The 20566-nt window shown below is 45.4% G+C and carries 20 protein-coding genes; 12 read left to right on the top strand and 8 right to left on the bottom strand.

Translation table 11 applies throughout. The features are described from left to right. Positions 1 to 2: 2 nt before the first annotated feature. Genes T495_RS0113935 through T495_RS0113925 form a run of 3 tightly spaced genes read right to left on the bottom strand, consistent with a single transcriptional unit; the run spans position 3 to position 2379 of the window. Complete coding sequence (locus T495_RS0113935) at positions 3 to 683, bottom strand: DUF5683 domain-containing protein (RefSeq protein ID WP_028902465.1); 681 nt, start codon at positions 681 to 683, stop codon at positions 3 to 5. After that, positions 680 to 1609, bottom strand: coding sequence for a ParB/RepB/Spo0J family partition protein (locus tag T495_RS0113930; RefSeq protein ID WP_028902466.1), 930 nt, complete (start codon positions 1607 to 1609; stop codon positions 680 to 682). The genes T495_RS0113935 and T495_RS0113930 overlap by 4 nt, the downstream gene beginning before the upstream one ends. 2 nt (positions 1610 to 1611) lie before the next feature. After that, on the bottom strand, positions 1612 to 2379 hold the full coding sequence (locus T495_RS0113925) for a ParA family protein (RefSeq protein ID WP_028902467.1): 768 nt from the start codon (positions 2377 to 2379) through the stop codon (positions 1612 to 1614). A 121-nt stretch (positions 2380 to 2500) separates the two neighbouring features. Between T495_RS0113925 and surE the strand changes: the two genes are divergently transcribed. From surE to T495_RS0113905, 4 genes are read left to right on the top strand one after another with little or no spacing between them, the layout of a single operon-like run. Continuing rightward, a complete protein-coding gene (gene surE / locus T495_RS0113920; RefSeq protein ID WP_033149108.1) occupies positions 2501 to 3268 on the top strand; it encodes a 5'/3'-nucleotidase SurE in 768 nt (255 codons plus the stop codon). Next, on the top strand, positions 3265 to 4380 hold the full coding sequence (gene lpxB / locus T495_RS0113915) for a lipid-A-disaccharide synthase (protein ID WP_033149107.1): 1116 nt from the start codon (positions 3265 to 3267) through the stop codon (positions 4378 to 4380). The genes surE and lpxB overlap by 4 nt, the downstream gene beginning before the upstream one ends. A 15-nt stretch (positions 4381 to 4395) precedes the next feature. After that, positions 4396 to 5703 (top strand): NCS2 family permease, encoded by a 1308-nt coding sequence (locus tag T495_RS0113910; RefSeq protein ID WP_197020404.1) that lies wholly within the window; start codon positions 4396 to 4398, stop codon positions 5701 to 5703. Next, positions 5703 to 6422, top strand: a complete 720-nt coding sequence (locus T495_RS0113905) for a DUF5020 family protein (protein ID WP_033149105.1) — start codon at positions 5703 to 5705, stop codon at positions 6420 to 6422. The genes T495_RS0113910 and T495_RS0113905 overlap by 1 nt, the downstream gene beginning before the upstream one ends. Positions 6423 to 6543: 121 nt before the next feature. On the opposite strand, the gene T495_RS0113900 is transcribed toward T495_RS0113905, so the two are convergent. The 5 genes from T495_RS0113900 to T495_RS0113880 form a co-directional block, all read right to left on the bottom strand. Further along, on the bottom strand, positions 6544 to 7464 hold the full coding sequence (locus tag T495_RS0113900; protein WP_081773205.1) for a sensor histidine kinase KdpD: 921 nt from the start codon (positions 7462 to 7464) through the stop codon (positions 6544 to 6546). A gap of 3 nt (positions 7465 to 7467) precedes the next feature. Then, positions 7468 to 7779, bottom strand: a complete 312-nt coding sequence (locus tag T495_RS0113895; protein WP_028902473.1) for an STAS domain-containing protein — start codon at positions 7777 to 7779, stop codon at positions 7468 to 7470. A gap of 24 nt (positions 7780 to 7803) precedes the next feature. Next, the gene (locus tag T495_RS0113890) at positions 7804 to 8223 is read right to left on the bottom strand and encodes an ATP-binding protein (protein ID WP_028902474.1); all 420 of its coding nucleotides are present in this window, start codon (positions 8221 to 8223) and stop codon (positions 7804 to 7806) included. Between the two features lie 122 nt (positions 8224 to 8345). Then, positions 8346 to 9119, bottom strand: coding sequence for an ABC transporter ATP-binding protein (locus T495_RS0113885; RefSeq protein WP_028902475.1), 774 nt, complete (start codon positions 9117 to 9119; stop codon positions 8346 to 8348). After that, positions 9116 to 9862 carry an ABC transporter permease gene (locus tag T495_RS0113880; RefSeq protein ID WP_033149104.1) on the bottom strand — a complete coding sequence of 249 codons (747 nt, stop codon included), beginning with the start codon at positions 9860 to 9862 and terminating at the stop codon, positions 9116 to 9118. Before T495_RS0113880 ends, T495_RS0113885 begins: the two co-directional genes overlap by 4 nt. 149 nt (positions 9863 to 10011) lie before the next feature. On the opposite strand from T495_RS0113880, the gene lptB reads away from it, so the two are divergent. The 8 genes from lptB (at position 10012) to T495_RS0113840 (ending at position 20562) form a co-directional block, all read left to right on the top strand. Then, a complete protein-coding gene (gene lptB, locus T495_RS0113875) occupies positions 10012 to 10809 on the top strand; it encodes an LPS export ABC transporter ATP-binding protein (protein WP_033149103.1) in 798 nt (265 codons plus the stop codon). A gap of 89 nt (positions 10810 to 10898) precedes the next feature. Further along, complete coding sequence (tig, locus tag T495_RS0113870; protein ID WP_033149102.1) at positions 10899 to 12260, top strand: trigger factor; 1362 nt, start codon at positions 10899 to 10901, stop codon at positions 12258 to 12260. A 126-nt stretch (positions 12261 to 12386) separates the two neighbouring features. Next, a complete protein-coding gene (clpP, locus tag T495_RS0113865; protein WP_028902479.1) occupies positions 12387 to 13055 on the top strand; it encodes an ATP-dependent Clp endopeptidase proteolytic subunit ClpP in 669 nt (222 codons plus the stop codon). Positions 13056 to 13067: 12 nt separating this feature from the next. After that, positions 13068 to 14306, top strand: a complete 1239-nt coding sequence (clpX, locus tag T495_RS0113860) for an ATP-dependent Clp protease ATP-binding subunit ClpX (protein WP_028902480.1) — start codon at positions 13068 to 13070, stop codon at positions 14304 to 14306. 12 nt (positions 14307 to 14318) lie between these two features. Beyond that, complete coding sequence (gene recQ / locus T495_RS0113855; protein WP_033149101.1) at positions 14319 to 16499, top strand: DNA helicase RecQ; 2181 nt, start codon at positions 14319 to 14321, stop codon at positions 16497 to 16499. Between the two features lie 13 nt (positions 16500 to 16512). Continuing rightward, the gene (locus tag T495_RS0113850; RefSeq protein ID WP_155993705.1) at positions 16513 to 17556 is read left to right on the top strand and encodes a hypothetical protein; all 1044 of its coding nucleotides are present in this window, start codon (positions 16513 to 16515) and stop codon (positions 17554 to 17556) included. 85 nt (positions 17557 to 17641) lie between these two features. Beyond that, positions 17642 to 19123: an IMP dehydrogenase gene (gene guaB, locus T495_RS0113845; protein ID WP_028902483.1), complete on the top strand. Its 1482-nt coding sequence runs from the start codon at positions 17642 to 17644 to the stop codon at positions 19121 to 19123. Positions 19124 to 19125: 2 nt separating this feature from the next. Then, positions 19126 to 20562 carry a peptidylprolyl isomerase gene (locus T495_RS0113840; RefSeq protein ID WP_033149136.1) on the top strand — a complete coding sequence of 479 codons (1437 nt, stop codon included), beginning with the start codon at positions 19126 to 19128 and terminating at the stop codon, positions 20560 to 20562. The last annotated feature ends 4 nt before the right edge of the window (positions 20563 to 20566 follow it).

The following is a 20566-nucleotide window of genomic DNA, read 5'->3' as shown; positions in this document are numbered from 1 at the left end:
TTCTAAAATCTTACACTGCATTGCACGCCAACTGCTCCTGCATCGAGTGGATTGCGTGACGAGTGATTATCGAGTATTGTTGGCTCAATGCGTAGACTCAGGTCTTTCGATATATCGAATACAGATAGCTCTGCATCTACATAGGCATCGACGACCGACAAAGCATAGACGCCCACCAGTACAAAGAAACTCATGTCGCGCCAGCGGCGGTAACGATCCTTACGTTGCTTGAAAAGCTGCTTGTATCGAGGCATGTTTGCCTCTGTAATCTGTGTGCCCAGATGCAGAAACTGATTGTAACTCTGCGTACCTGGGTCGTTATCCATCAGGTCGAGATAGGCCTGAGAATAGTCCTTGTACATGGTGTTGTTCCAATTCATGGCATACAGACATCCCAGAAATCCGCCGTAAACCAATGGTAGCTTCCAGTATTTGCGGTTGTAAATCTGTCCGCCACCAGGAATGACCAATGCTAACCAGAGTGCACGCTTAGGGTCTGGGCGCCATAGGCTCATATCCTTGATGGGCTTCTGGGGTAGACGAGCCGAATCAACCAGAAGCGACACCTCGCGATTCATAGCCTGAGTTAACGAATCGTTCTCCAGGACCTCCTGTGCGGTGGCGCGTTGAGCGATAGCCGAGAGGAGCAATGCCGTGATACACAGTTTGCCTAATCCTCTCATTTCTTCTTCAACTTGTCGAAGACGTTCATGATATACTCCAGTTCTTCGTCGTTAGCAAACTGGATGGTGATACGTCCCTTGGACTGGGGTGAACACGTCATCTGAACCTTGACATTAAACATTTGCGATAAGCGATCGCGTAATATGCTATATTCCAATGGTAACTGCTGTGGAGATACAGATTTCTTAGCGGTCTGTAATGATTCGCCGTTCTTCACCAGCTGTACCATTTCTTCAACTTTACGTACCGAGTAACCGTTGCGGTGTACGTCCTTGAACAGCTTAAGCTGTGCTGATGGACTTTCAAGGGATAACAGCGCACGGGCATGCCCCATGTCGATATCTTTGTTCTTCAGAGCCATCTGTATTTGTGCAGGCAACTTGAGTAGACGCATGTAGTTGGTTATTGATGTACGACTTTTGCCCAGTCGCTCTGACATACGTTCCTGTGTCATTCCTGTCGACTCTGACAGACGCTGGTAGGCCAACGCTATTTCGATGGCGTTCAAATCCTCGCGCTGGATGTTTTCTACCAAGGCCATCTCCATGGTCTGTTTGTCGTCAGTAGTCTTGATGTAAGCAGGAATAGATGTAAGTCCAACTATTTGCGAGGCGCGCCAGCGGCGCTCGCCGGCAATAATCTGATAATGTCCGTTGGGCATCTCACGAACGGTGATAGGTGTTATGATACCGATCTCGCGTATGCTGGCAGCCAGTTCATTCAAGGCGTTCTCGTCGAACTCATGGCGTGGTTGGTCGGGGTTGGGCTCTATCAGTTCAATGGCAATCTCGTTCAAGTTGGATGTGCCTTTGATGTTAATATCATTGGTGTTGATAAGCGCATCGAGCCCCATGCCTCTGCCTGTGCCGATGTTGTCTAATCCGCGACCTAAAACATTGTGGTCGTATTTTTTTCTTACAGCCATAATTACTTTCTGTTCTTATAGATAATTTCCTGAGCCAAAGCCAGGTGGTTCTTGGCACCAGTAGAGTCGGCGTCATAAAGGATGACGGGCAGTCCGTGACTTGGTGCTTCACTCAGTTTGACATTGCGCTGGATAACAGTTTTGAATACCAATTCCTGGAAGTGACGCTTAACCTCGTCGTAGATTTGGTTGGCCAGACGTAGACGTGAATCGTACATGGTTAGCAGGAATCCTTCTATCTCCAGTGTGGGGTTTAACTTATTCTTGATAATCTTGATGGTGTTCAGCAGTTTACTGATACCCTCGAGGGCAAAATACTCGCACTGCACGGGGATGATTACCGAGTTGGCCGCTGTGAGTGAGTTAACAGTTATCAGTCCCAGAGATGGCGAACAGTCGATGAGTATGAAATCGTACTCATTGCGAATGGGCTCAAGCATCTGTTTAATCACCTTTTCGCGGTCGCTCAGGTTTAACATCTCAATTTCGGCACCTACCAGATCAATGTGGCTGGGTATGATGTCCAGCCCGTCGATGTCGGTGGTATAGATGGCATCGCGTACATCAGCCTTGTTGATAATGCATTCGTATAGTGAGCATTCTACATCTTTGATGTCGACACCCAGTCCACTTGATGCATTGGCCTGAGGGTCGGCATCGACTACCAATACGGTCTTTTCCAACGTGGCCAGCGATGCTGCCAGGTTGATGGTTGTAGTTGTCTTACCTACACCGCCTTTTTGGTTTGCTAATGCAATAATCTTTCCCATTTGATTTGAATTAATCTTGATAAAAATAAGAAATTTGGCCACAAAGATACTAAAAAAAAGAGAATTAGGCGTTATGAATTAAGAGATTTTTGTAACTTTGCAGCCAAATCATTGATATTTTATGGAAATTAAACGACCTTTATTGCTCATTTCCAATGATGATGGATATCAGGCTAAGGGTATCAATTGCCTGGTGGAAATGCTGAAGGATATCGCAGATATCATCGTTTGTGCCCCCGATGATGCCCGTAGCGGTTACTCGTGTGCCTTTTCGGCTGGTATTCCCCTACGGTTGAATCTACGACATAAAGAGGAAGGGGTAGAGGTGTGGAGCTGTAATGGCACACCAGTAGATTGCGTGAAAATGGCACTGGCAAATATTTGTGAGCGTCAGCCTGATATGGTTATTGGTGGTATTAATCACGGTGATAATGCCTCGGTAAATACACACTATAGTGGCACGATGGGTGTTGTTATCGAAGGATGTCTGAAATATATTCCTTCGGTAGCTTTCTCGCTGTGTGATCAGCGCCCCGATGCCGATTTTAGTCCGTTGAAGTATTATGTTCGTGAGGTGGTACAGCGTGTACTCGCTGAAAGTCTGCCAAAAGGAGTCTGCCTGAATGTGAATTTTCCCTTGGTGGAGTCTTACGCAGGTGTGAAGGTGTGTCGAATGGCGTTTGGAACATGGTATAACGAGTGCTCCAAATACCATCATCCGCGTGGCTACGATTATTGGTGGATGGTTGGGCATTATCGTAACGATGAACCCGATGCGGAGGATACAGATAACTGGGCACTTAGGCATGGCTACATTGCCATTACGCCAACTCAAATAGATGTTACCGCCTATCGCGCTATCGAACAGATTAAAAACTGGCAGTTATGAAGTACTATCTGATAGTTGGTGAAGCCTCTGGTGATTTGCATGCGTCTCATCTGATGCGTGCTCTGAAACAATTTGACAGTGATGCTGATTTTAGATTTTTCGGTGGTGATCTGATGGCGGCTGTTGGCGGTACTCGCGTAAAGCATTACAAAGAGTTGGCTTATATGGGGTTTGTGCCTGTGTTATTACATCTTCGTACCATTCTCCGAAATATGCGCATGTGTAAGCAGGATATCGTCGCGTGGCAACCTGATTGTGTAATTCTTGTAGATTATCCAGGATTTAATCTGAAGATAGCTAAGTTCGTGAAATCACAGACTGATTTCCCTGTGTATTATTATATTGCACCAAAGATCTGGGCGTGGAAGGAGTATCGTATTAAGCAGATCAAACGTGATGTAGATGAACTTTTTTCCATCCTTCCCTTTGAGGTGGCGTTTTTTGAGGGGAAACATCATTATCCGATTCATTATGTGGGTAATCCTACTGCTGACGAGGTGAGAGAATTTATGAGAAGTGAGGAACACAGCATGGGGACTGAGAATACAGTTGCCTTGTTGGCAGGCAGTAGAAAACAGGAAATTAAGGATAACCTGCCCGCCATGCTTGAAGCTGCAAAGCCTTATGAAAATACTTACCAGTTGATTGTGGCTGGTGCTCCTGGGATTGAACCAGAGTATTATCAGCAGTTTATGCGAGGAACTCAGGCGAAAATTGTTTTTGGCCAGACCTATCAGCTACTCTCAAAGTCTTATGCTGCCTTGGTGACCAGTGGTACTGCCACACTCGAAACGTGTCTGTTTCGTGTTCCGCAAGTAGTGTGCTACAAAACACCGTTGCCTAAATTGGCTGGTTGGTTGCGTCGACATTTGCTAAAGGTAAAATATATTTCGTTAGTAAACCTTGTTGCCAATCGTGAGGTGGTTCGTGAACTGGTGGCCGATAGCTTTTCTGTGAACAATATTCGTACAGAACTTGGTAAAATCTTATCGGGTAAGGAGCGTGCTCGAATGTTGGCAGGTTATGACGAAGTGTGGTGCGCGTTGGGTTCTGAAAAAGCGCCCGAAAACGCCGCGCGTTTGATGGTTGAGAAATTAAAGCATGTGAAATAATAAAGCTATAAAATGATGAATAAATTTCTTTCTTTACTGGGATTTGATGCAGAAAAACATTCTGTGAAAACTGAAGTTCTGGCGGGGCTTACCACCTTCCTTACGATGTCGTACATTCTGGCTGTGAATCCACAGATCATGGGTGAGACTGGTATGGATAAAGGTGCTCTGTTCTCGGCTACTGTCATCTCGGCTGCTGTCGCAACTTTGGTCATGGCTTTTTATGCCAAGATGCCTTTCGCACTTGCTCCAGGTATGGGTATAAATGCATTCTTCGCCTATACGCTGGTGCTTACCATGGGGTATACTTGGCAGGAGGCGTTGGCTGCGGTGCTCTTCGAGGGCGTTATCTTTATTCTCCTTACTATTTTCCGAGTACGCGAGGTTATTGTCAATGCTATCCCGCAGAATCTGCGTTATAGTATTAGTGTTGGTATTGGACTTTTTATTGCCTATATCGGCTTGAAGAATGGTGGCATCATCGTGACAAGTGCTGCTACTGTTACTACATTAGGGGCGTGGACAGCAACTTCTGTACTTGCTGCTTTTGGTGTCCTCTTGGGCGGTGTGCTCATGTCGCAGAATGTCCGAGGTGCTTTGTTCTATACCATCCTGCTTGTTACTGCCATTGGTGTACCTTTTGGTGTGACTCATCTGCCAGAAAATTTCTCGTTGATGAGTTGGCCTGATTCGATTGCGCCAATTGCGTTGCAGATTGATTTCTCGCGTTTCATCGCGCTCGACTTTAACTACTATGTAGTTGTATTTGCGCTATTATTCATGGATTTGCTCGATACTCTGGGGACTCTGATTGGTACTTCTACCAGTGCAGGTATGGCAGATCCTAAAACTGGTAAAATTCATGGCTTGAGCAAGGCGCTGATGGCCGATGCTATCGGTACAACTGCTGGCGCGTTGTGTGGTACTTCGACTGTGACTACCTATGTGGAGAGCTCGGCAGGTGTGGCTGAGGGTGGTCGTACGGGGCTCACTTCTTTCTCGGTTGCAATGTTGTTCTTTGTATCGCTGTTCTTCTCACCGGTATTTCTTGTTATCCCTGGTGCTGCTACCACATCGGCATTAGTGTTGGTTGGTGCGCTCATGATGAAGACTATCACAAAGATTGATTTTAGTGATTTCTCTGAGGTGGCGCCTTGTTTCATACTGATTATGTCTATGCCTTTTACAGCAAGTATCTCTGATGGCATCGTGCTTGGTCTCCTGTCGTATGTGTTTATTAAGGTTTGCTCTTTCCGCTTTAGGGAAGTGTCGCCTGTTATGTATATTCTTTCGATATTCTTTGTACTTAAATATATTATATAATGAAGAGAAAGTTTTTTAGTTTGATGTTGATGGCTGTAGCAGCCATGAGCGTTAGTGCACAGAATGTGCAGTTGCATTATGATTTTGGTCGTAACATCTATTCGAATGAGGAGGCTGGCCGTCAGAAGGTGACGCTGACTCTTGAGCAGTTTAAGGCCGATAAGTGGGGTTCGTGGTTCTATTTCGTTGATCTCGATTTAAACCGCAAGGAAACAATGGCTGCCTATGCCGAGATTTCTCGAGAGATTAACATTGGTAAGCAAGGATTTGCTGCTCATTTCGAGTATGATGGCGGTTTGTCTTCTTCGCCTTATGTAGGCAGCTATCAGCAGGCCGCTTTGTTGGGTGGTGCCTGGAATGGTCATAGTAGCGACTTCTCGAAGACTTATGGTGTGCAGTTGATGTACAAGCGCTTCTTTAAGAATCTGCACGATACACATGCTTACAACTCGTTCCAGCTTACTGGCGTGTGGGGATTGAACTTTGCACAGAAGAAGTGTACTTTCTCGGGTTTCATTGATTTCTGGCGAGGCGAGAAAGATAATGGGCATGGTCAGTTGGTTATTCTTTCTGAGCCTCAGTTCTGGTACAATGTTACTGATAATCTGAGTTTGGGTAGCGAGGTTGAAATCAGCAATAACTTCATTTATAATGCCGATCCAACCAGTAGTAAAACATTTTTTATTAACCCGACTCTCGCTGTTAAGTGGAACTTCTAAAAATGCACACGAGTCTGTCATGCCCTTCTTAGGGTAGATGGACGGTGCATAGAAAAGAACAAGCCCCTCCGTGTCATGATTGGCAGGGAGGGGCTTGATTTTGTGTATTGTTGTCTCTTTATCAGATAGGCAGTGAGAATACAAAACGTGCTCCGCCATGATACTCGGTGTCGAGCTTGATGTCGCCACCCAGACGACGGGCAATGCTGCGGGCTACTGTTAGACCGATGCCATTGCCTTCGAAGAAGTCGTTCAGCTTTACGTAGGGCTCGAAAATCTTCTCGGCATACTCTGAAAGTACACCTGTTCCAGTGTCCTCAACGCAGAATTCGAGGTTGGAGCCTTCGATGTTGATGAGCAGGATAATCTGGCCCTGAGTAGTGAATTTCATGGCATTGTCGAGTAGGCATACCAACGCACGTACAGCATGCTTGCTGCTGGTGAAAACCATAGTTGCTTGAGCCTCCTCGACCATCTGGCATTTGAATTCGGCCTTCTGAAACGAGCTGATGCCTGACTCCTGAATTGCCAGTGCGGCAATATCTTGAGCCATGACATTGTCCTCGCTGTTCAAGGCCTGCTCCATATCGATGTCGTTGACATTCAGGATCTGGTTGGCCATCAGTGCGATGGTGCCGGCATTAGGATGAGTGTAGTCGAGCTTCTGTTTCAGTCCCTCGGCATACTTTTCTATCATATCCTTCTTTTTGAGCATGGTTTCCTCAAGTTTCTGCTTGGCGGCCATAACCTCGCTCGCCTGCTTTTCAATGGTCTCCTTGACCTTCAGAACCTTCTGCTTCTCCTCTTCCATCTTGTCGAAGGCCATCAGGGCTTCTTCGTAGCCCTGACCAACGTTGTCGAAGTTCTGCTCGAGCGAACGGTAGTCCTTCAGCAGTTTCTCCATCTCGTTGACGCGCTTCTGGTAGTCATTGAGTAACTGACTACTTTCTGCCTCCTGTTCGCGGATATGCTTAATTTTCATCTGCAGGACCACGCAGATGGCAAGGAGCGCTAAGAGTAATATGATAACCACCCAGATCATATGTTATGCTTTTTTCTGTTCAACCTTCATGAACTTGGTGAAACCTGTCATTGCCAGGATCTTATAGATCTCGGGCGAAACGTTGGTTATCTTGAACTGGCCTTTCAGCTGTGTCACTGTGCGCATAGTCTTCTGGATGATGCGAAGACCTGAACTGGCCATGTATGTAAGTTCTGTGCAGTCCATTTCGAGATCTACACCGCCCTCTTTCAAGGCGGGCTGGATGTCCTGCTCGAATTGGTTGGCATTCATAGTGTCGATTCTTGAACCGGTCTTAATAATGGTTTTTCCACCTTCTTTGATAATCTGTGTCATAATTCTGTGTTATCTAAAGTTCTATTAAATTTCTTCGTTTAAATCTTTCTTCATAGTAAGTAGATTCTTGCCTTCCAAACGCTGGTAGGTAACCTCGTTCATGATGTTCTTTACGATGTAGATACCCAAACCGCCCAACTCGCGATCGGCTGGATCTGTAGCGGTGTCGATATCTTCCTTCATGGTAGGATCGAACTCGCGGCCTTTGTCGCTCAGTACGAAAGTGAGCGTGTGGCCAATGCACTCGGCAGACAATTCGATGTCAGCAGTCTTCCCTTCAGGATAAGCATAGAAGATAACGTTAGAAACCATTTCCTCCATAACCAGGTTCAAGTTCATCAGGAGCTCCATGTCGAGCTGTAATTCTTCACCGATTTCTTCGATGAAGGTATTGACTTTTTCCAGTTCACCAACCTGATTCTTAATCTTAATTTCCTTTTTCATATAAAATTGCTAAAATTGGATGTTATAATTTCGATTATTGCTGCAAAAGTAAACAAAAATTCTGAATCGCACAAGTTTTTTGGAATTTTTTATTTAATAATTAGGTAATTTTCGCTTTTTGTCTATAATGTCAGACCATTGTCCATGACGATTTTCCGCATATTTTTTAATAGGTCGCTGGCGAATATAAAATCGGTTAGGCGGGCATTGGATGAACCCATGACGTCGGCACTTACGCCTTGCCACTCTTTATTTCCTTCGTAAATAAAAATGATATTCTCACCAATTCCCATGACGGAGTTCATATCATGAGTGTTGATGATGGTCGTCATGTTGTATTCCTGCGTGATGGAGTGTAGTAGCTGGTCGATAACCAGCGATGTTTTTGGGTCGAGTCCGGAGTTTGGCTCGTCGCAAAACAGATATTTGGGATTGAGGGCAATGGCGCGTGCAATGGCTACGCGCTTCTGCATGCCGCCGGATATTTCGCCAGGGAATTTGTCGTCGGCACCACCAAGATTTACGCGGTCCAAACACTCTTTTGCACGATGCTTACGCTCTCGAAATGTCATTGATGAAAACATGTCGAGTGGAAACATGACATTCTCAAGTACCGTCATCGAGTCAAAAAGGGCTGCGCTTTGGAATATCATGCCCATCTCACGTCGCATCATGACTTTCTCATGTTTCGACATGCTTACGAAATTACGGCCGTCATATAGTATCTCTCCCTTGGTTGGTTCGAATAATCCGACAAGATTTTTCATTAGGACGGTCTTGCCGGAACCACTTTGTCCGATAATGAGGTTTGTCTTTCCGTCCTCGAAAACAGTATTAATGTCCTTAAGGACTTCTTTGTCCTCAAAACTCTTATATAAATGCTTGACTTCGATCATGATAGTAGCTGTGTTAGGAAAACATCGGAGAATAGGATGAGTACGCTTGAGGTGACAACGGCGTCGGTAGATGCCTTGCCTACATTGACGCTACCGCCTTCGACGGTGTAGCCGCAGAAGGCGGGCACGCTCGAGATAATGAACGCAAAGAACTGGCTTTTGATGATGCTCATCCATACAAACCACGGAATGAAAGCGTGTTGCAGTCCTGATGTCAGGTCGTCGGGCGCGATGATGTGTCCTAAGTAAGCAGTGCCATAAGCTCCAATGATACCTGTGGCCGATGAGAATATGACGAGGAACGGCATGATGGTGAGCATGCCGATGATTTTGGGCAGAATAAGATAACATGCAGAATTGATGCCCATAATTTCAAGTGCGTCAATCTGTTGGGTAACTCGCATAGTTCCTAATTCAGAGGCAATGTTGGATCCAACCTTTCCTGCTAGAATTAAACACATGATAGAGCTTGAAAATTCCAGCAATAAAATCTCGCGGGTGGTGTATCCGGCTACCCAACGTGGCATCCAAGGACTCTGGATGTTGAGTTTCATCTGAATACAGATGACGGCGCCAATGAAGAAAGAGATGATGAGTACGATGCCGATAGAGTTGATGCCCAATTGGGTCATCTCGGTGACATACTGTTTGAGGAACATCCTCATGCGTTCTGGACGAGAGAATACACGTCCCATGAACATCAGATATTGACCAAAGGTGGTCAGCCATTTATGTGATAACATTGCAAACAAACTAATATATTTCGGCTGCAAAATTACTATTTTTTTTCAACACAAAGGCACAATGATACGTAGATTTATAATAAAAAAACAAAAAACTCTGTATCTTTGTATCTCTGTGTTCCATTTTTTAATTACCTTTGCAGCCGATTATGGAAGAAGATCGTATTGTACTACGGACAGAAGGCCTCGTGAAACGCTATGGTAAGCGTACGGTGGTTAATGATGTTAGCTTCGATGTGAAGCAGGGAGAAATTGTGGGACTGCTGGGACCTAATGGTGCTGGTAAGACTACTTCATTCTATATGACTACAGGACTGATCGTGCCTAATGGTGGTCATATATTTTTAGGTGATGAAGATGTGACAAAATTCCCTGTTTATAAGCGTGCTCGTGCTGGAATCGGCTATTTGGCACAGGAAGCCAGTGTGTTCCGTAAGATGAGTGTTGAGGATAATATTCTCTCAGTGCTGGAGATGACAGGAAAACCTCGCGATTATCAGTTGAATAAGCTGGAGGAGTTGATTCGTGAGTTCCGTTTAGAGAAGGTCCGTAAGAACTTGGGTGATCGTCTGTCGGGTGGTGAGCGCCGCCGTACGGAGATTGCGCGTTGTCTGGCTATTGAACCGAAATTCATCATGCTCGATGAACCCTTTGCAGGCGTTGACCCTATTGCTGTAGAAGATATTCAGCAGATAGTTTATAAGTTGAAATATCTGAACATAGGAATTCTGATTACGGACCATAATGTGGATGAGACACTGGCTATTACCGACCGTGCTTATCTATTGTTTGAGGGTAGGATTTTGTTCCAGGGAACGCCTGAAGAGTTGGCTGCTAATCAGATTGTTCGTGAAAAATATCTGACTGAATCGTTCGAATTAAGGAAAAAGAATTTCCAGCAGATAGAAATGGAACGAAATGCTAAGGAACTGGCTGAAAAAAGTTAAAAATTGAAAAAACGACGTTGGTTACGCCGTTTTTTTGTACTTTTGCACCCCAATATTTGAATATATATTATAAATAAGTACATAAGAAGATGAAAATTTCGTTTGAGTGCGCCGACAAAATCAATGGTCTGTTGACTATGACTGTTGAGAAGGCAGATTATCAGGATGCAGTAGAGAAGCAGCTGAAAAATTATCGTAAGAAGGCACAGGTCCCTGGATTCCGTCCAGGTATGGTTCCCATGGGAATGATTAAGAAGCAGTATGGCACAGCAGTGAAGGTTGACGAGGTTAACAAGTTGCTGGGCGAGAAGCTGTATGAGTATGTTCGTGAGAACAAGATCCAGATGTTGGGTGAGCCCCTTCCAAATCAGGAGAAGCAGGTACCCCAGGACTTTGAGAACGCAGATGATCTGACATTCGTGTTCGATATTGCTGTTGCTCCCGAGTTCAAGGCTGAGCTGACTGGCAGAGATAAGATTGACTATTACACCATCAAGGTTGATGATAAGATGCTTGACGAGCAGGTGCAGATGTATGCATCACAGGCAGGCGAGTTCGTAAAGGCTGAGGTGTTCAGCGGTAACGATACACTGACTGGTGATATGCGCGAGCTTGACGAGAATGGTAACACCAAGGAAGGTGGTATCACTACCGAGGCTGCTATGGTTATGCCTGCTTACATCAAAGCCGATGATCAGAAAAAGCTCTTCGACGGTGCTAAGCCCGGTGATATCATTACTTTCAACCCCAAGAAGGCTTATCCCGATAACGATGCTGAGGTTGCTGCCCTGTTGAAGGTTAAGAAGGAGGATGTAAAGGATTTGAATGCTGACTTCAGCTTCCAGATTACTGAGATTCGTCACTTCCAGCCTGCAGAGGTTGACCAGAAACTCTTCGACCGTGTATTCGGTGAGGGTGAGGTGAAGGATGAGAAGGCCTTCCGCGCTAAGATTGCCGAGAGTATTGCTCCTCAGTTGCAGCAGAATAGCGACTTTAAGTTCCTGCTCGATGTTCGTAAGCACATGGAGAAGAAGGTTGGTAAACTTGAGTTCCCAGAGGCTCTGCTGAAGCGTGTGATGCTTCAGAATAATCAGGATAAGGGCGCTGATTTCGTTGAGAAGAATTTCGAGGGTAGCATTAAAGAGTTGGCTTGGCACCTGATTAAGGAGCAGCTGGTAGCCGCTCAGAGCATTAAGGTTGAGGAGGCTGATCTGAAGGCTGTTGCCAAGGAGGCTATCCGTGCTCAGTTCGCCCAGTATGGTATGAGCAATGTACCCGATGATGTTTTGGAGAACTATGCTAACGAGCAGATGAAGAAACGTGAGAATGTTGACAATTTCGTGGATCGCGCTGTTGACATGAAGCTGACTGAAGCTCTCAAAAATGTAGTTAAGTTGAATCAAAAAGAGGTTACTTTCGAGGAGTTTAATAAGCTTATGCAAGAAAAATAAGCTTTTTTAGGAAAAAATAACCCCTAAAATAGAAGGGTTATCGACTTTTTTATTATCTTTGTGTCCCAAATGAAGATGAGAAAGGTCGATAACCTTTTCTCTTATGTATAAGAAAGGATATAGAGTATGAATAATGAATTTAGAAAATATGCTACCCGGCATTTAGGTATGAACGGTCTGGTACTTGATGATGTTATCAAGGCTCAGAACCAGTATATGAATCCTTATATTCTTGAGGAACGCCAGTTGAACGTAACTCAGATGGATGTGTTCTCGCGTCTGATGATGGATCGTATCATCTTCCTCGGAACACAGATTGACGACTATACGGCAAATACGCTGCAGGCTCAGTTACTGTTCCTTGATTCGACCGATCCGGGAAAGGATATCTCTATTTATATTAACTCGCCTGGTGGTAGTGTGACTGCTGGCTTGGGTATCTATGATACTATGCAGTTTATTACCAGCGACGTGGCTACAATCTGTACAGGAATGGCTGCTTCAATGGGTGCTGTGCTGCTCGTAGCTGGTGCTGAGGGTAAGCGTTCGGCGCTACCTCATAGCCGAGTCATGATTCACCAGCCTCTGGGTGGTGTTCAGGGGCAGGCGTCGGATATCGAGATTGAAGCTAAGGAGATCCTGAAATTCAAGAAAGAGTTGTATACCATTATCTCAGAACATTCGCATACACCTTATGATAAGGTATATGCAGATTCAGACCGTAACTACTGGATGACGGCTGAAGAGGCCAAGGCCTACGGTATGATTGATGAGGTACTCACCAGGAAGAAGTGATAAGAAGATTAGATGAAGGACGTTTGTAGTTTTTGTGGAAGAAGCGATAAGGAAGTTGCGCTGTTGATAAGTGGTCTGAATGGACATATCTGTAGTGATTGTGTACGTCAGGCTTATCAGATTGTACAGGACAACTTGAAGGAGAACCCTAAGGCTGTTGCCAAGGATAAGAAAGGCGTAGCTGTGCCCGAACCAATGAAGGTGCCTAAACCTAAGGAGATTAAGGCGTATCTGGATCAATATGTGATAGGGCAGGACGATGCCAAGCGCTATTTGTCAGTGGCCGTATATAACCACTATAAGCGTCTGCAGCAGCCTGTCGATGATGATGTGGAAATTGAGAAGAGTAATATTATTATGGTGGGAAGTACTGGCACGGGTAAGACTCTGCTGGCACGCACCATCGCTAAGCTTCTCGATGTGCCTTTTACCATCGTTGATGCCACAGTGTTTACTGAAGCCGGCTATGTGGGTGAGGATGTGGAGAGTATTTTGTCGCGTCTGTTACAGGTAGCCGATTATAATGTAGAGGCTGCTCAGCGCGGTATTGTATTCATTGATGAAATAGATAAGATTGCCCGTAAGAGTGATAATCCCTCTATTACCCGAGACGTTAGTGGCGAGGGCGTGCAGCAAGGATTGCTGAAGTTATTAGAGGGTACCATGGTGAACGTGCCACCCAAGGGGGGGCGTAAGCATCCTGATCAGGATTATATCCATGTGGACACTCGAAATATCCTGTTCGTTTGCGGTGGTGCTTTCGATGGTATCGAGCGTAAGATTGCTCAGCGCATGAATACCCATGTGGTGGGTTATAACTCGGTGACTAACGTCAGAAAGATTGATAAGAACGATCTGATGCAGTATATTGTACCTCAGGATCTGAAGTCGTTCGGACTGATTCCTGAGATTATCGGTCGTCTGCCAGTGCTTACCCACTTGAATCCTTTGGATCGTGAAGCCTTGGAGAAGATTCTTACAGAGCCAAAGAACTCAATTATCCGTCAGTATAAGAAACTTTTCGAGATGGATGGTGTGGAGCTAACCTTTGATAAGGAGGCGCTGGAAACTCTCGTAGATAAGGCCGTTGAGTATAAGCTTGGTGCCCGTGGATTGCGTTCTATCGTTGAGAACGTGATGATGGATGCCATGTTTGATCTGCCATCTAAACGAACAAAGAAATTTAATGTGACTGCCGATTATGTGAAGAAACAGTTGGATAAGTCGCATCTCCAAAGCATGGAAGCCTAACTAACTAATAATATGAACGAAAAATTGAATCTCACTGCAGCCCTGAAGAAGTACTTTGGATTTGATACATTCAAAGGAGATCAGGAGCGTATTATACAGAACCTGATGGCTGGCAACGATACCTTTGTACTGATGCCTACCGGTGGTGGAAAGTCGCTGTGCTACCAATTGCCTTCGCTGCTGATGGAGGGTACGGCTATCGTGATATCACCATTGATTGCGCTGATGAAGAATCAGGTTGACGTCATCACTAGTATGAGCGAGGATGAGGGCACGGCTCACTATCTTAACTCATCGCTGAATAAGGCTGCTATCGATCAGGTGAAGTCTGACGTGCTGTCGGGACGTACGAAGTTGTTGTATGTAGCTCCTGAATCTTTGACAAAGGAAGAGAATGTGGAGTTTTTGCGATCAGTTAAAATTTCATTCTACGCTATCGATGAGGCTCACTGTATTTCAGAATGGGGACATGATTTCCGTCCTGAGTATCGTAAGATTCGTCCTATTGTTAATGAGATTGGGCAGGCGCCGATTATTGCCCTGACAGCTACTGCTACCGATAAGGTACGAACAGATATCAAGAAAAATCTAGGAATTGTTGATGCTGCAGAGTTCAAGAGTTCGTTCAACCGGCCTAACCTTTATTATGAGGTGCGTGCGAAGACCAAGGATGTTGACAAGGATATCATTAAGTTTATTAAACAACATCCAGGCAAGAGTGGTATCATCTATTGTTTGTCGAGAAAGAAGGTAGAAGAATTGGCTGCAATCCTGCGTGCCAATGATATCAAGGCTGCTGCCTATCATGCAGGTTTGGATAGTAATACCCGTTCGAATACACAGGACGAATTCCTGATGGAGAATATCGATGTGATTGTGGCTACCATCGCCTTTGGTATGGGAATCGATAAGCCCGATGTGCGTTTTGTGATTCACTACGATATTCCTAAGTCGCTCGAAGGCTATTATCAGGAGACTGGCCGTGCTGGTCGTGATGGTGGCGAGGGTATCTGTCTGGCTTTCTACTCGAATAAGGACTTGCAGAAACTTGATAAGTTTATGGAAGGTAAGCCTGTGGCAGAACAGGATATAGGTCGTCAGTTGTTGGTTGAGACCGCTGCTTATGCTGAGACGTCGGTTTGTCGCCGTAAGATGTTGTTACACTATTTCGGTGAGACCTACGAGAAGGATAACTGTGGTAACTGCGACAACTGTCTGCATCCAAAGACTAAAATCGAGGCTCAGGAACAGCTGGTTATTGTACTGAAGACGATCCAGGTTATCAAGGAGAACTTCCGCTCGGACTATGTGATTGACTTTATTATTGGCAAACCTACCGAAGAGATTCTGGCTCATCATCATGATGAACAGGAACTTTTTGGTGCAGGAGCTGACGATGATGAAAAGATATGGAATCCAGTGATTCGTCAGGCGTTGATAGCAGGCTACCTGCGTAAGGAGGTGGAAAACTACGGACTTTTGAAACTGACGGCTGCAGGAAAGAAGTTCCTTAAGGCTCCTAAGTCGTTTATGATTGTGAAAGATGCAGAGTTCAATGATGATTATGACTCGGTTGACCATGAAGGTGGTGTTAGTTCACTTGATCCTGTTCTGACTGCCATGCTGCGTGATTTGCGTAAGAAGGTGTCGAAGCAACTCGGCCGTCCACCTTATGTTATTTTCCAGGATGTGTCTATCGATCAGATGGCTACTGACTATCCTATCACCCTTGAAGAGTTGAAGAATATTCAGGGAGTAGGTGAGGGTAAGGTGAAACAACCTTATGCCAAGGAATTTGTTGAGCTGATCAAGACTTATTGTGAGGAGAACAATATAGAGCGTCAGGTTGACATGCGTGTGCGTACTGTGGCTAAGAAGTCGATGCTGAAGGTGAAGATTATTCAGAGTATCGACCGTCAGATAGCTCTCGATGATATCGCGGAGGCTCAGGGTATCGAATTTGAGGAACTGCTTGATGAAGTAGAGGCTATCGTTTATAGCGGTACGAAACTTGATATTGATTACTTCCTCGAGGAAGTGATGGATGAGGATCATGTCGATGATATATACGATTATTTCTCTGAGAGTGAAACAGATAAGCTGAGTGTTGCTGAAGAGGAACTTGGCGAGGATTACTCTGAGGATGAGATCCGACTGGTACGTATCAAGTTTATTTCTGAAATGGCAAATTAAAAATATAAGTAAGGTGAAGAGGATCGTATTAGCATTGTTGGGCATGTCGCTGGTTTGTCAGTCTGCCGACGCACAGTTCTTGAAGAAACTGTTCAAGAAGAAGGCCAAAACGGAGAAAAAGGCATCGAAGAAGTCTGATGCTATTGATGATGATGCTCAGACGGCTATGCTCGATATCGCAGCGTTGACTGATCATTCCAATAACCGTAATGCCTTTTTGGGTATCCCGTTGGGAATTAAAGGTGATCGTTTTGAGAAGTTGTTGCTGGAGAAAGGTTTTACCGAGCGTAAAGCAGAGATGAAGCAGACAGCTAAGGCTTATATTTATGATGGTGATGTATATGGTGTTCGTGCTACGGTGATGCTGGCGGTTTCGGATCTGACAGAACGTGTATATGCTGTCGACGTGACAGACGAGACTATTTATGGTTCTGAAGCAGAAGTCAAGGCGCGTTTTGCTCAGGTAAAGCGTGAATTGCAGAAGGTTTATGGTCTGGGCTATGTGGATAATCAAGGCGAAGCCTATACCATCCAAACTCAATTAGGTACCATCAATCTGCATTACGAGCGTGGTTCTCTTACCAGTAGCTATTCGTTGGGTTTCGCACTCGACGATGCTAAGGCTTACCAGATGGCATATTCGGAGATGGATGATAAGGAGTATGAGGCAGCTCCTCGGAAGATAGAGTCCGGCCTGGCTGCTCCTTGTAATCATACCGATCTGGTCGGGTTGGGTGTGCGCTTGTTACAAAATCGTACCGTTAAAGGTTCTCAGGCCGTATTGCGCAATTATGACTATACCTTAGGTAAGACAACGCTCAAAGTTGTTCCGGCTACCTTTAAGATGAACGACTATCAGGTCATCGCTTCGCTGACACGTCGTAAGCAAGCAATCACAGTCATCTCATTGTCGGCTACCGATGATCAAGAGGCTGTCTGTAAGGATTTGAGGACCTACGGTTTTACATCTGATGACCAGAAAACATGGCGCCAAGGAAAGATGACTGCTGTGGTTACAACCGATAAACAGGGTAAGGTTGTGCTTACACTACGTTAAATCCTATTAATAATAGGATAAAATGCTTGCTGTCTCGGAAAAAATGAGTAATTTTGCACGCAATAAATTTTAAAGGAGTATATTTATGTCATCATTTATTGCAGACAAGATTGTGATGGACGGCCTGACATTCGACGACGTCCTGTTGATTCCAGCTTATTCTGAAGTGCTGCCCAAAACGGTAGAGTTGAAAACCCGCTTTTCGAAGCACATCGAACTGAACGTGCCTTTTGTAACGGCAGCTATGGATACTGTCACCGAGAGCCAGATGGCTATTGCCATTGCCCGTGAGGGAGGTATTGGTGTAATCCATAAGAATATGTCGATTGACAACCAAGCTCGTGAAGTGGCTATTGTTAAGCGTGCCGAGAACGGTATGATTTATGATCCTATCACGATTCCTTTGGGTAGCACTGTAGCTCAGGCTCTTGACATCATGTCGGAGTATCATATCGGTGGTATTCCTGTAGTTGATGATGATAAGCGTCTGGTTGGTATCGTAACCAACCGCGACTTGCGTTTCGAGCGTCGTCTGGATCGTCCCGTTGATGAGATTATGTCAAAGGAGAACCTGGTGACCACCCATCAGCAGACTGATTTGACCGCTGCTGCACAGATCTTGCAGGAAAATAAAATTGAGAAGTTGCCCGTTGTTGATAAGGACAACCGTTTGATAGGTCTGATTACCTATAAAGATATTACGAAGGCTAAGGATAAACCTATGGCTTGCAAGGATGACAAGGGCCGTCTGCGTGTTGCTGCTGGTGTTGGTGTGACATTCGATACTCTCGACCGTATGCAGGCACTGGTGAATGCAGGTGTTGATGCTATTGTCATTGATACAGCTCACGGCCACTCAAAGAGTGTTATTGAAAAACTGCGTGAGGCAAAGGCTTCATTCCCCAATATCGATATCGTTGTCGGAAACATTGCTACAGGTGCTGCCGCAAAGATGTTGGTAGATAATGGTGCAGACGCTGTGAAGGTAGGTATCGGTCCAGGTAGTATCTGTACTACACGTGTAGTTGCAGGTGTGGGCGTTCCTCAGCTCAGTGCCGTTTATGATGTGTACAGCGCACTGAAGGGTACTAATGTACCTCTGATTGCCGATGGTGGTCTGCGTTATTCAGGTGACATTGTGAAGGCACTGGCTGCCGGTGGTAGCAGTGTGATGATAGGTTCGTTAGTGGCTGGAACAGAGGAGAGTCCTGGCGATACTATTATCTACAATGGTCGTAAGTTCAAGAGCTATCGTGGTATGGGATCGCTTGAAGCTATGGAACATGGCTCAAAGGACCGTTACTTCCAGGCCGATACCAAGGATGTGAAGAAACTGGTGCCCGAAGGAATTGCTGGTCGTGTACCTTACAAGGGAACCGTTCAGGAGGTGATTTATCAGATGGTGGGCGGTCTGCGCTCAGGTATGGGATATTGTGGTGCCCAGACCATCGAGAAGTTGCATGATGCCAAGTTCACCCGCATCACCAATGCAGGCGTGAACGAGTCTCATCCACATGATATCACTATCACCAGTGAGGCTCCTAACTACAGTCGTCCTAACGATTAATGATGAGAAAACTCACCATAGCCCTTTCTATGTTTGCAGCGATGACGTCGCAGCCAACATGGGCACAGACTACCGACCCGGTCATTATGACCGTGGCCGGTGTTCCTGTTTTGCGCTCGGAGTTCGAGTATTCGTATAACAAGAATAACGGCGAAGGGGTGATCGATAAGCTATCGGTCGATGAATACGTCAACTTATTTATTAACTACAAGCTAAAAGTGGCTGCGGCTCTTGATGCGAAACTTGATACATTGTCATCGTTCCGTCAGGAATATGTGATGTATCGTGACCAACAAGTGAAGCCTACCATGGTGACCGATGCCGATGTGCTGAAGGAGGCTCGCGAGATGTATGAGCGTACTAAGGCAATGGTTGGCCCACGTGGTCTGGTGCGCCCTGCCCATATCCTGTTGAAGTTGTCAACCAAGGCAACACCTCAGCAGCAGGAACAAATCAAACAGCGTATTGACTCTGTCTATCAAGCTTTGAAGGGTGGAGCCGATTTTGCAGAGATGGCACAAAAGTTGTCCGACGATGTCGGTTCGGGCAAGCACGGTGGTGAGTTGCCTTGGATTGCTCCTTCGCAGACCTTGAAGGAATTTGAGGACGTTGCTTTTGCCCTCGCCCCAGGTGAGATGAGTCAGCCTTTCTTGAGTCCGGTAGGCTACCATATTGTTTTGCTGAAGGAACGTAAGCAGCTGGAACCCTTCGACTCGTTGAAGTCTGCTATTGTAGCCTCATTAGAACGTCGTGGCATTCGTGAGGAGATTGCCGAAATGAAACTGCGTCGGAAAATGAGTATGTCGGCTGGTCAGCAAAATGCCGCGCAGGTTATGCAGCAACAAGCAGATTCGTTGGCTGCAGTTAATCAGGATTTGAAATATCTGTTTCAGGAGTATCACGACGGACTGTTGCTTTATGAAATCAGTAGCCGTGAGGTCTGGGACAAGGCTTCATCCGACGAGGTGGCTTTGAAAACATGGTTTGATACCCACAAGAAGGATTATGCTTGGAATGAACCCCGTTATAGGGGAATGGCCTATCATGTAAAGACAAAGAAAGATGTGAAGGCTGTGAAGAAGTGTGTTAAAAAACTGCCTTTCGATGAATGGACCGAGGCATTGCGCACCACCTTCAATCTGGATTCTGTCATCCGTATCCGTGTGGAGAAAGGATTATTTAAACCTGGTGATAATGCAACCATCGATCGCCTGGTCTTCAAAATTGGCAGTGATGATGCTGTCAGTAATCCTGACTATCCCATCGATGCGGTTTTTGGCAAGAAACTCAAACGTCCAGATAACTATCAGGATGTGCGCGAACGGGTGGTGGAGGACCTGCAAGATTATCTGGAGAAAGAGTGGGTGGATAGTCTGCGTCGACGTTATCAAGTAGAGATAAATCAAGATATATTGAAAACAGTAAATAAACATCTATGAGTAT

Source organism: Prevotella sp. P6B1, from assembly GCF_000702825.1.
In the GTDB taxonomy this organism is placed as follows: Bacteria; Bacteroidota; Bacteroidia; order Bacteroidales; family Bacteroidaceae; genus Prevotella.
The sequence above is the reverse complement of the archived record's forward strand: the minus strand, read 5'-3'. Positions and strand labels throughout refer to the sequence as shown.

Coding starts and splice junctions, on each gene's coding strand:
- guaB (WP_028902483.1), top strand. CDS start 17,642: ATGTCATCATTTATTGCAGACAAGATTGTGATGGACGGCCTGACATTC.
- clpX (WP_028902480.1), top strand. CDS start 13,068: ATGAAGGACGTTTGTAGTTTTTGTGGAAGAAGCGATAAGGAAGTTGCG.
- T495_RS0113910 (WP_197020404.1), top strand. CDS start 4,396: ATGAATAAATTTCTTTCTTTACTGGGATTTGATGCAGAAAAACATTCT.
- T495_RS0113925 (WP_028902467.1), bottom strand. CDS start 2,379: ATGGGAAAGATTATTGCATTAGCAAACCAAAAAGGCGGTGTAGGTAAG.
- T495_RS0113885 (WP_028902475.1), bottom strand. CDS start 9,119: ATGATCGAAGTCAAGCATTTATATAAGAGTTTTGAGGACAAAGAAGTC.
- surE (WP_033149108.1), top strand. CDS start 2,501: ATGGAAATTAAACGACCTTTATTGCTCATTTCCAATGATGATGGATAT.
- T495_RS0113880 (WP_033149104.1), bottom strand. CDS start 9,862: ATGTTATCACATAAATGGCTGACCACCTTTGGTCAATATCTGATGTTC.
- T495_RS0113900 (WP_081773205.1), bottom strand. CDS start 7,464: ATGATCTGGGTGGTTATCATATTACTCTTAGCGCTCCTTGCCATCTGC.
- tig (WP_033149102.1), top strand. CDS start 10,899: ATGAAAATTTCGTTTGAGTGCGCCGACAAAATCAATGGTCTGTTGACT.
- lpxB (WP_033149107.1), top strand. CDS start 3,265: ATGAAGTACTATCTGATAGTTGGTGAAGCCTCTGGTGATTTGCATGCG.
- T495_RS0113895 (WP_028902473.1), bottom strand. CDS start 7,779: ATGACACAGATTATCAAAGAAGGTGGAAAAACCATTATTAAGACCGGT.
- recQ (WP_033149101.1), top strand. CDS start 14,319: ATGAACGAAAAATTGAATCTCACTGCAGCCCTGAAGAAGTACTTTGGA.
- T495_RS0113930 (WP_028902466.1), bottom strand. CDS start 1,609: ATGGCTGTAAGAAAAAAATACGACCACAATGTTTTAGGTCGCGGATTA.
- T495_RS0113840 (WP_033149136.1), top strand. CDS start 19,126: ATGAGAAAACTCACCATAGCCCTTTCTATGTTTGCAGCGATGACGTCG.
- lptB (WP_033149103.1), top strand. CDS start 10,012: ATGGAAGAAGATCGTATTGTACTACGGACAGAAGGCCTCGTGAAACGC.
- T495_RS0113890 (WP_028902474.1), bottom strand. CDS start 8,223: ATGAAAAAGGAAATTAAGATTAAGAATCAGGTTGGTGAACTGGAAAAA.
- T495_RS0113905 (WP_033149105.1), top strand. CDS start 5,703: ATGAAGAGAAAGTTTTTTAGTTTGATGTTGATGGCTGTAGCAGCCATG.
- clpP (WP_028902479.1), top strand. CDS start 12,387: ATGAATAATGAATTTAGAAAATATGCTACCCGGCATTTAGGTATGAAC.
- T495_RS0113935 (WP_028902465.1), bottom strand. CDS start 683: ATGAGAGGATTAGGCAAACTGTGTATCACGGCATTGCTCCTCTCGGCT.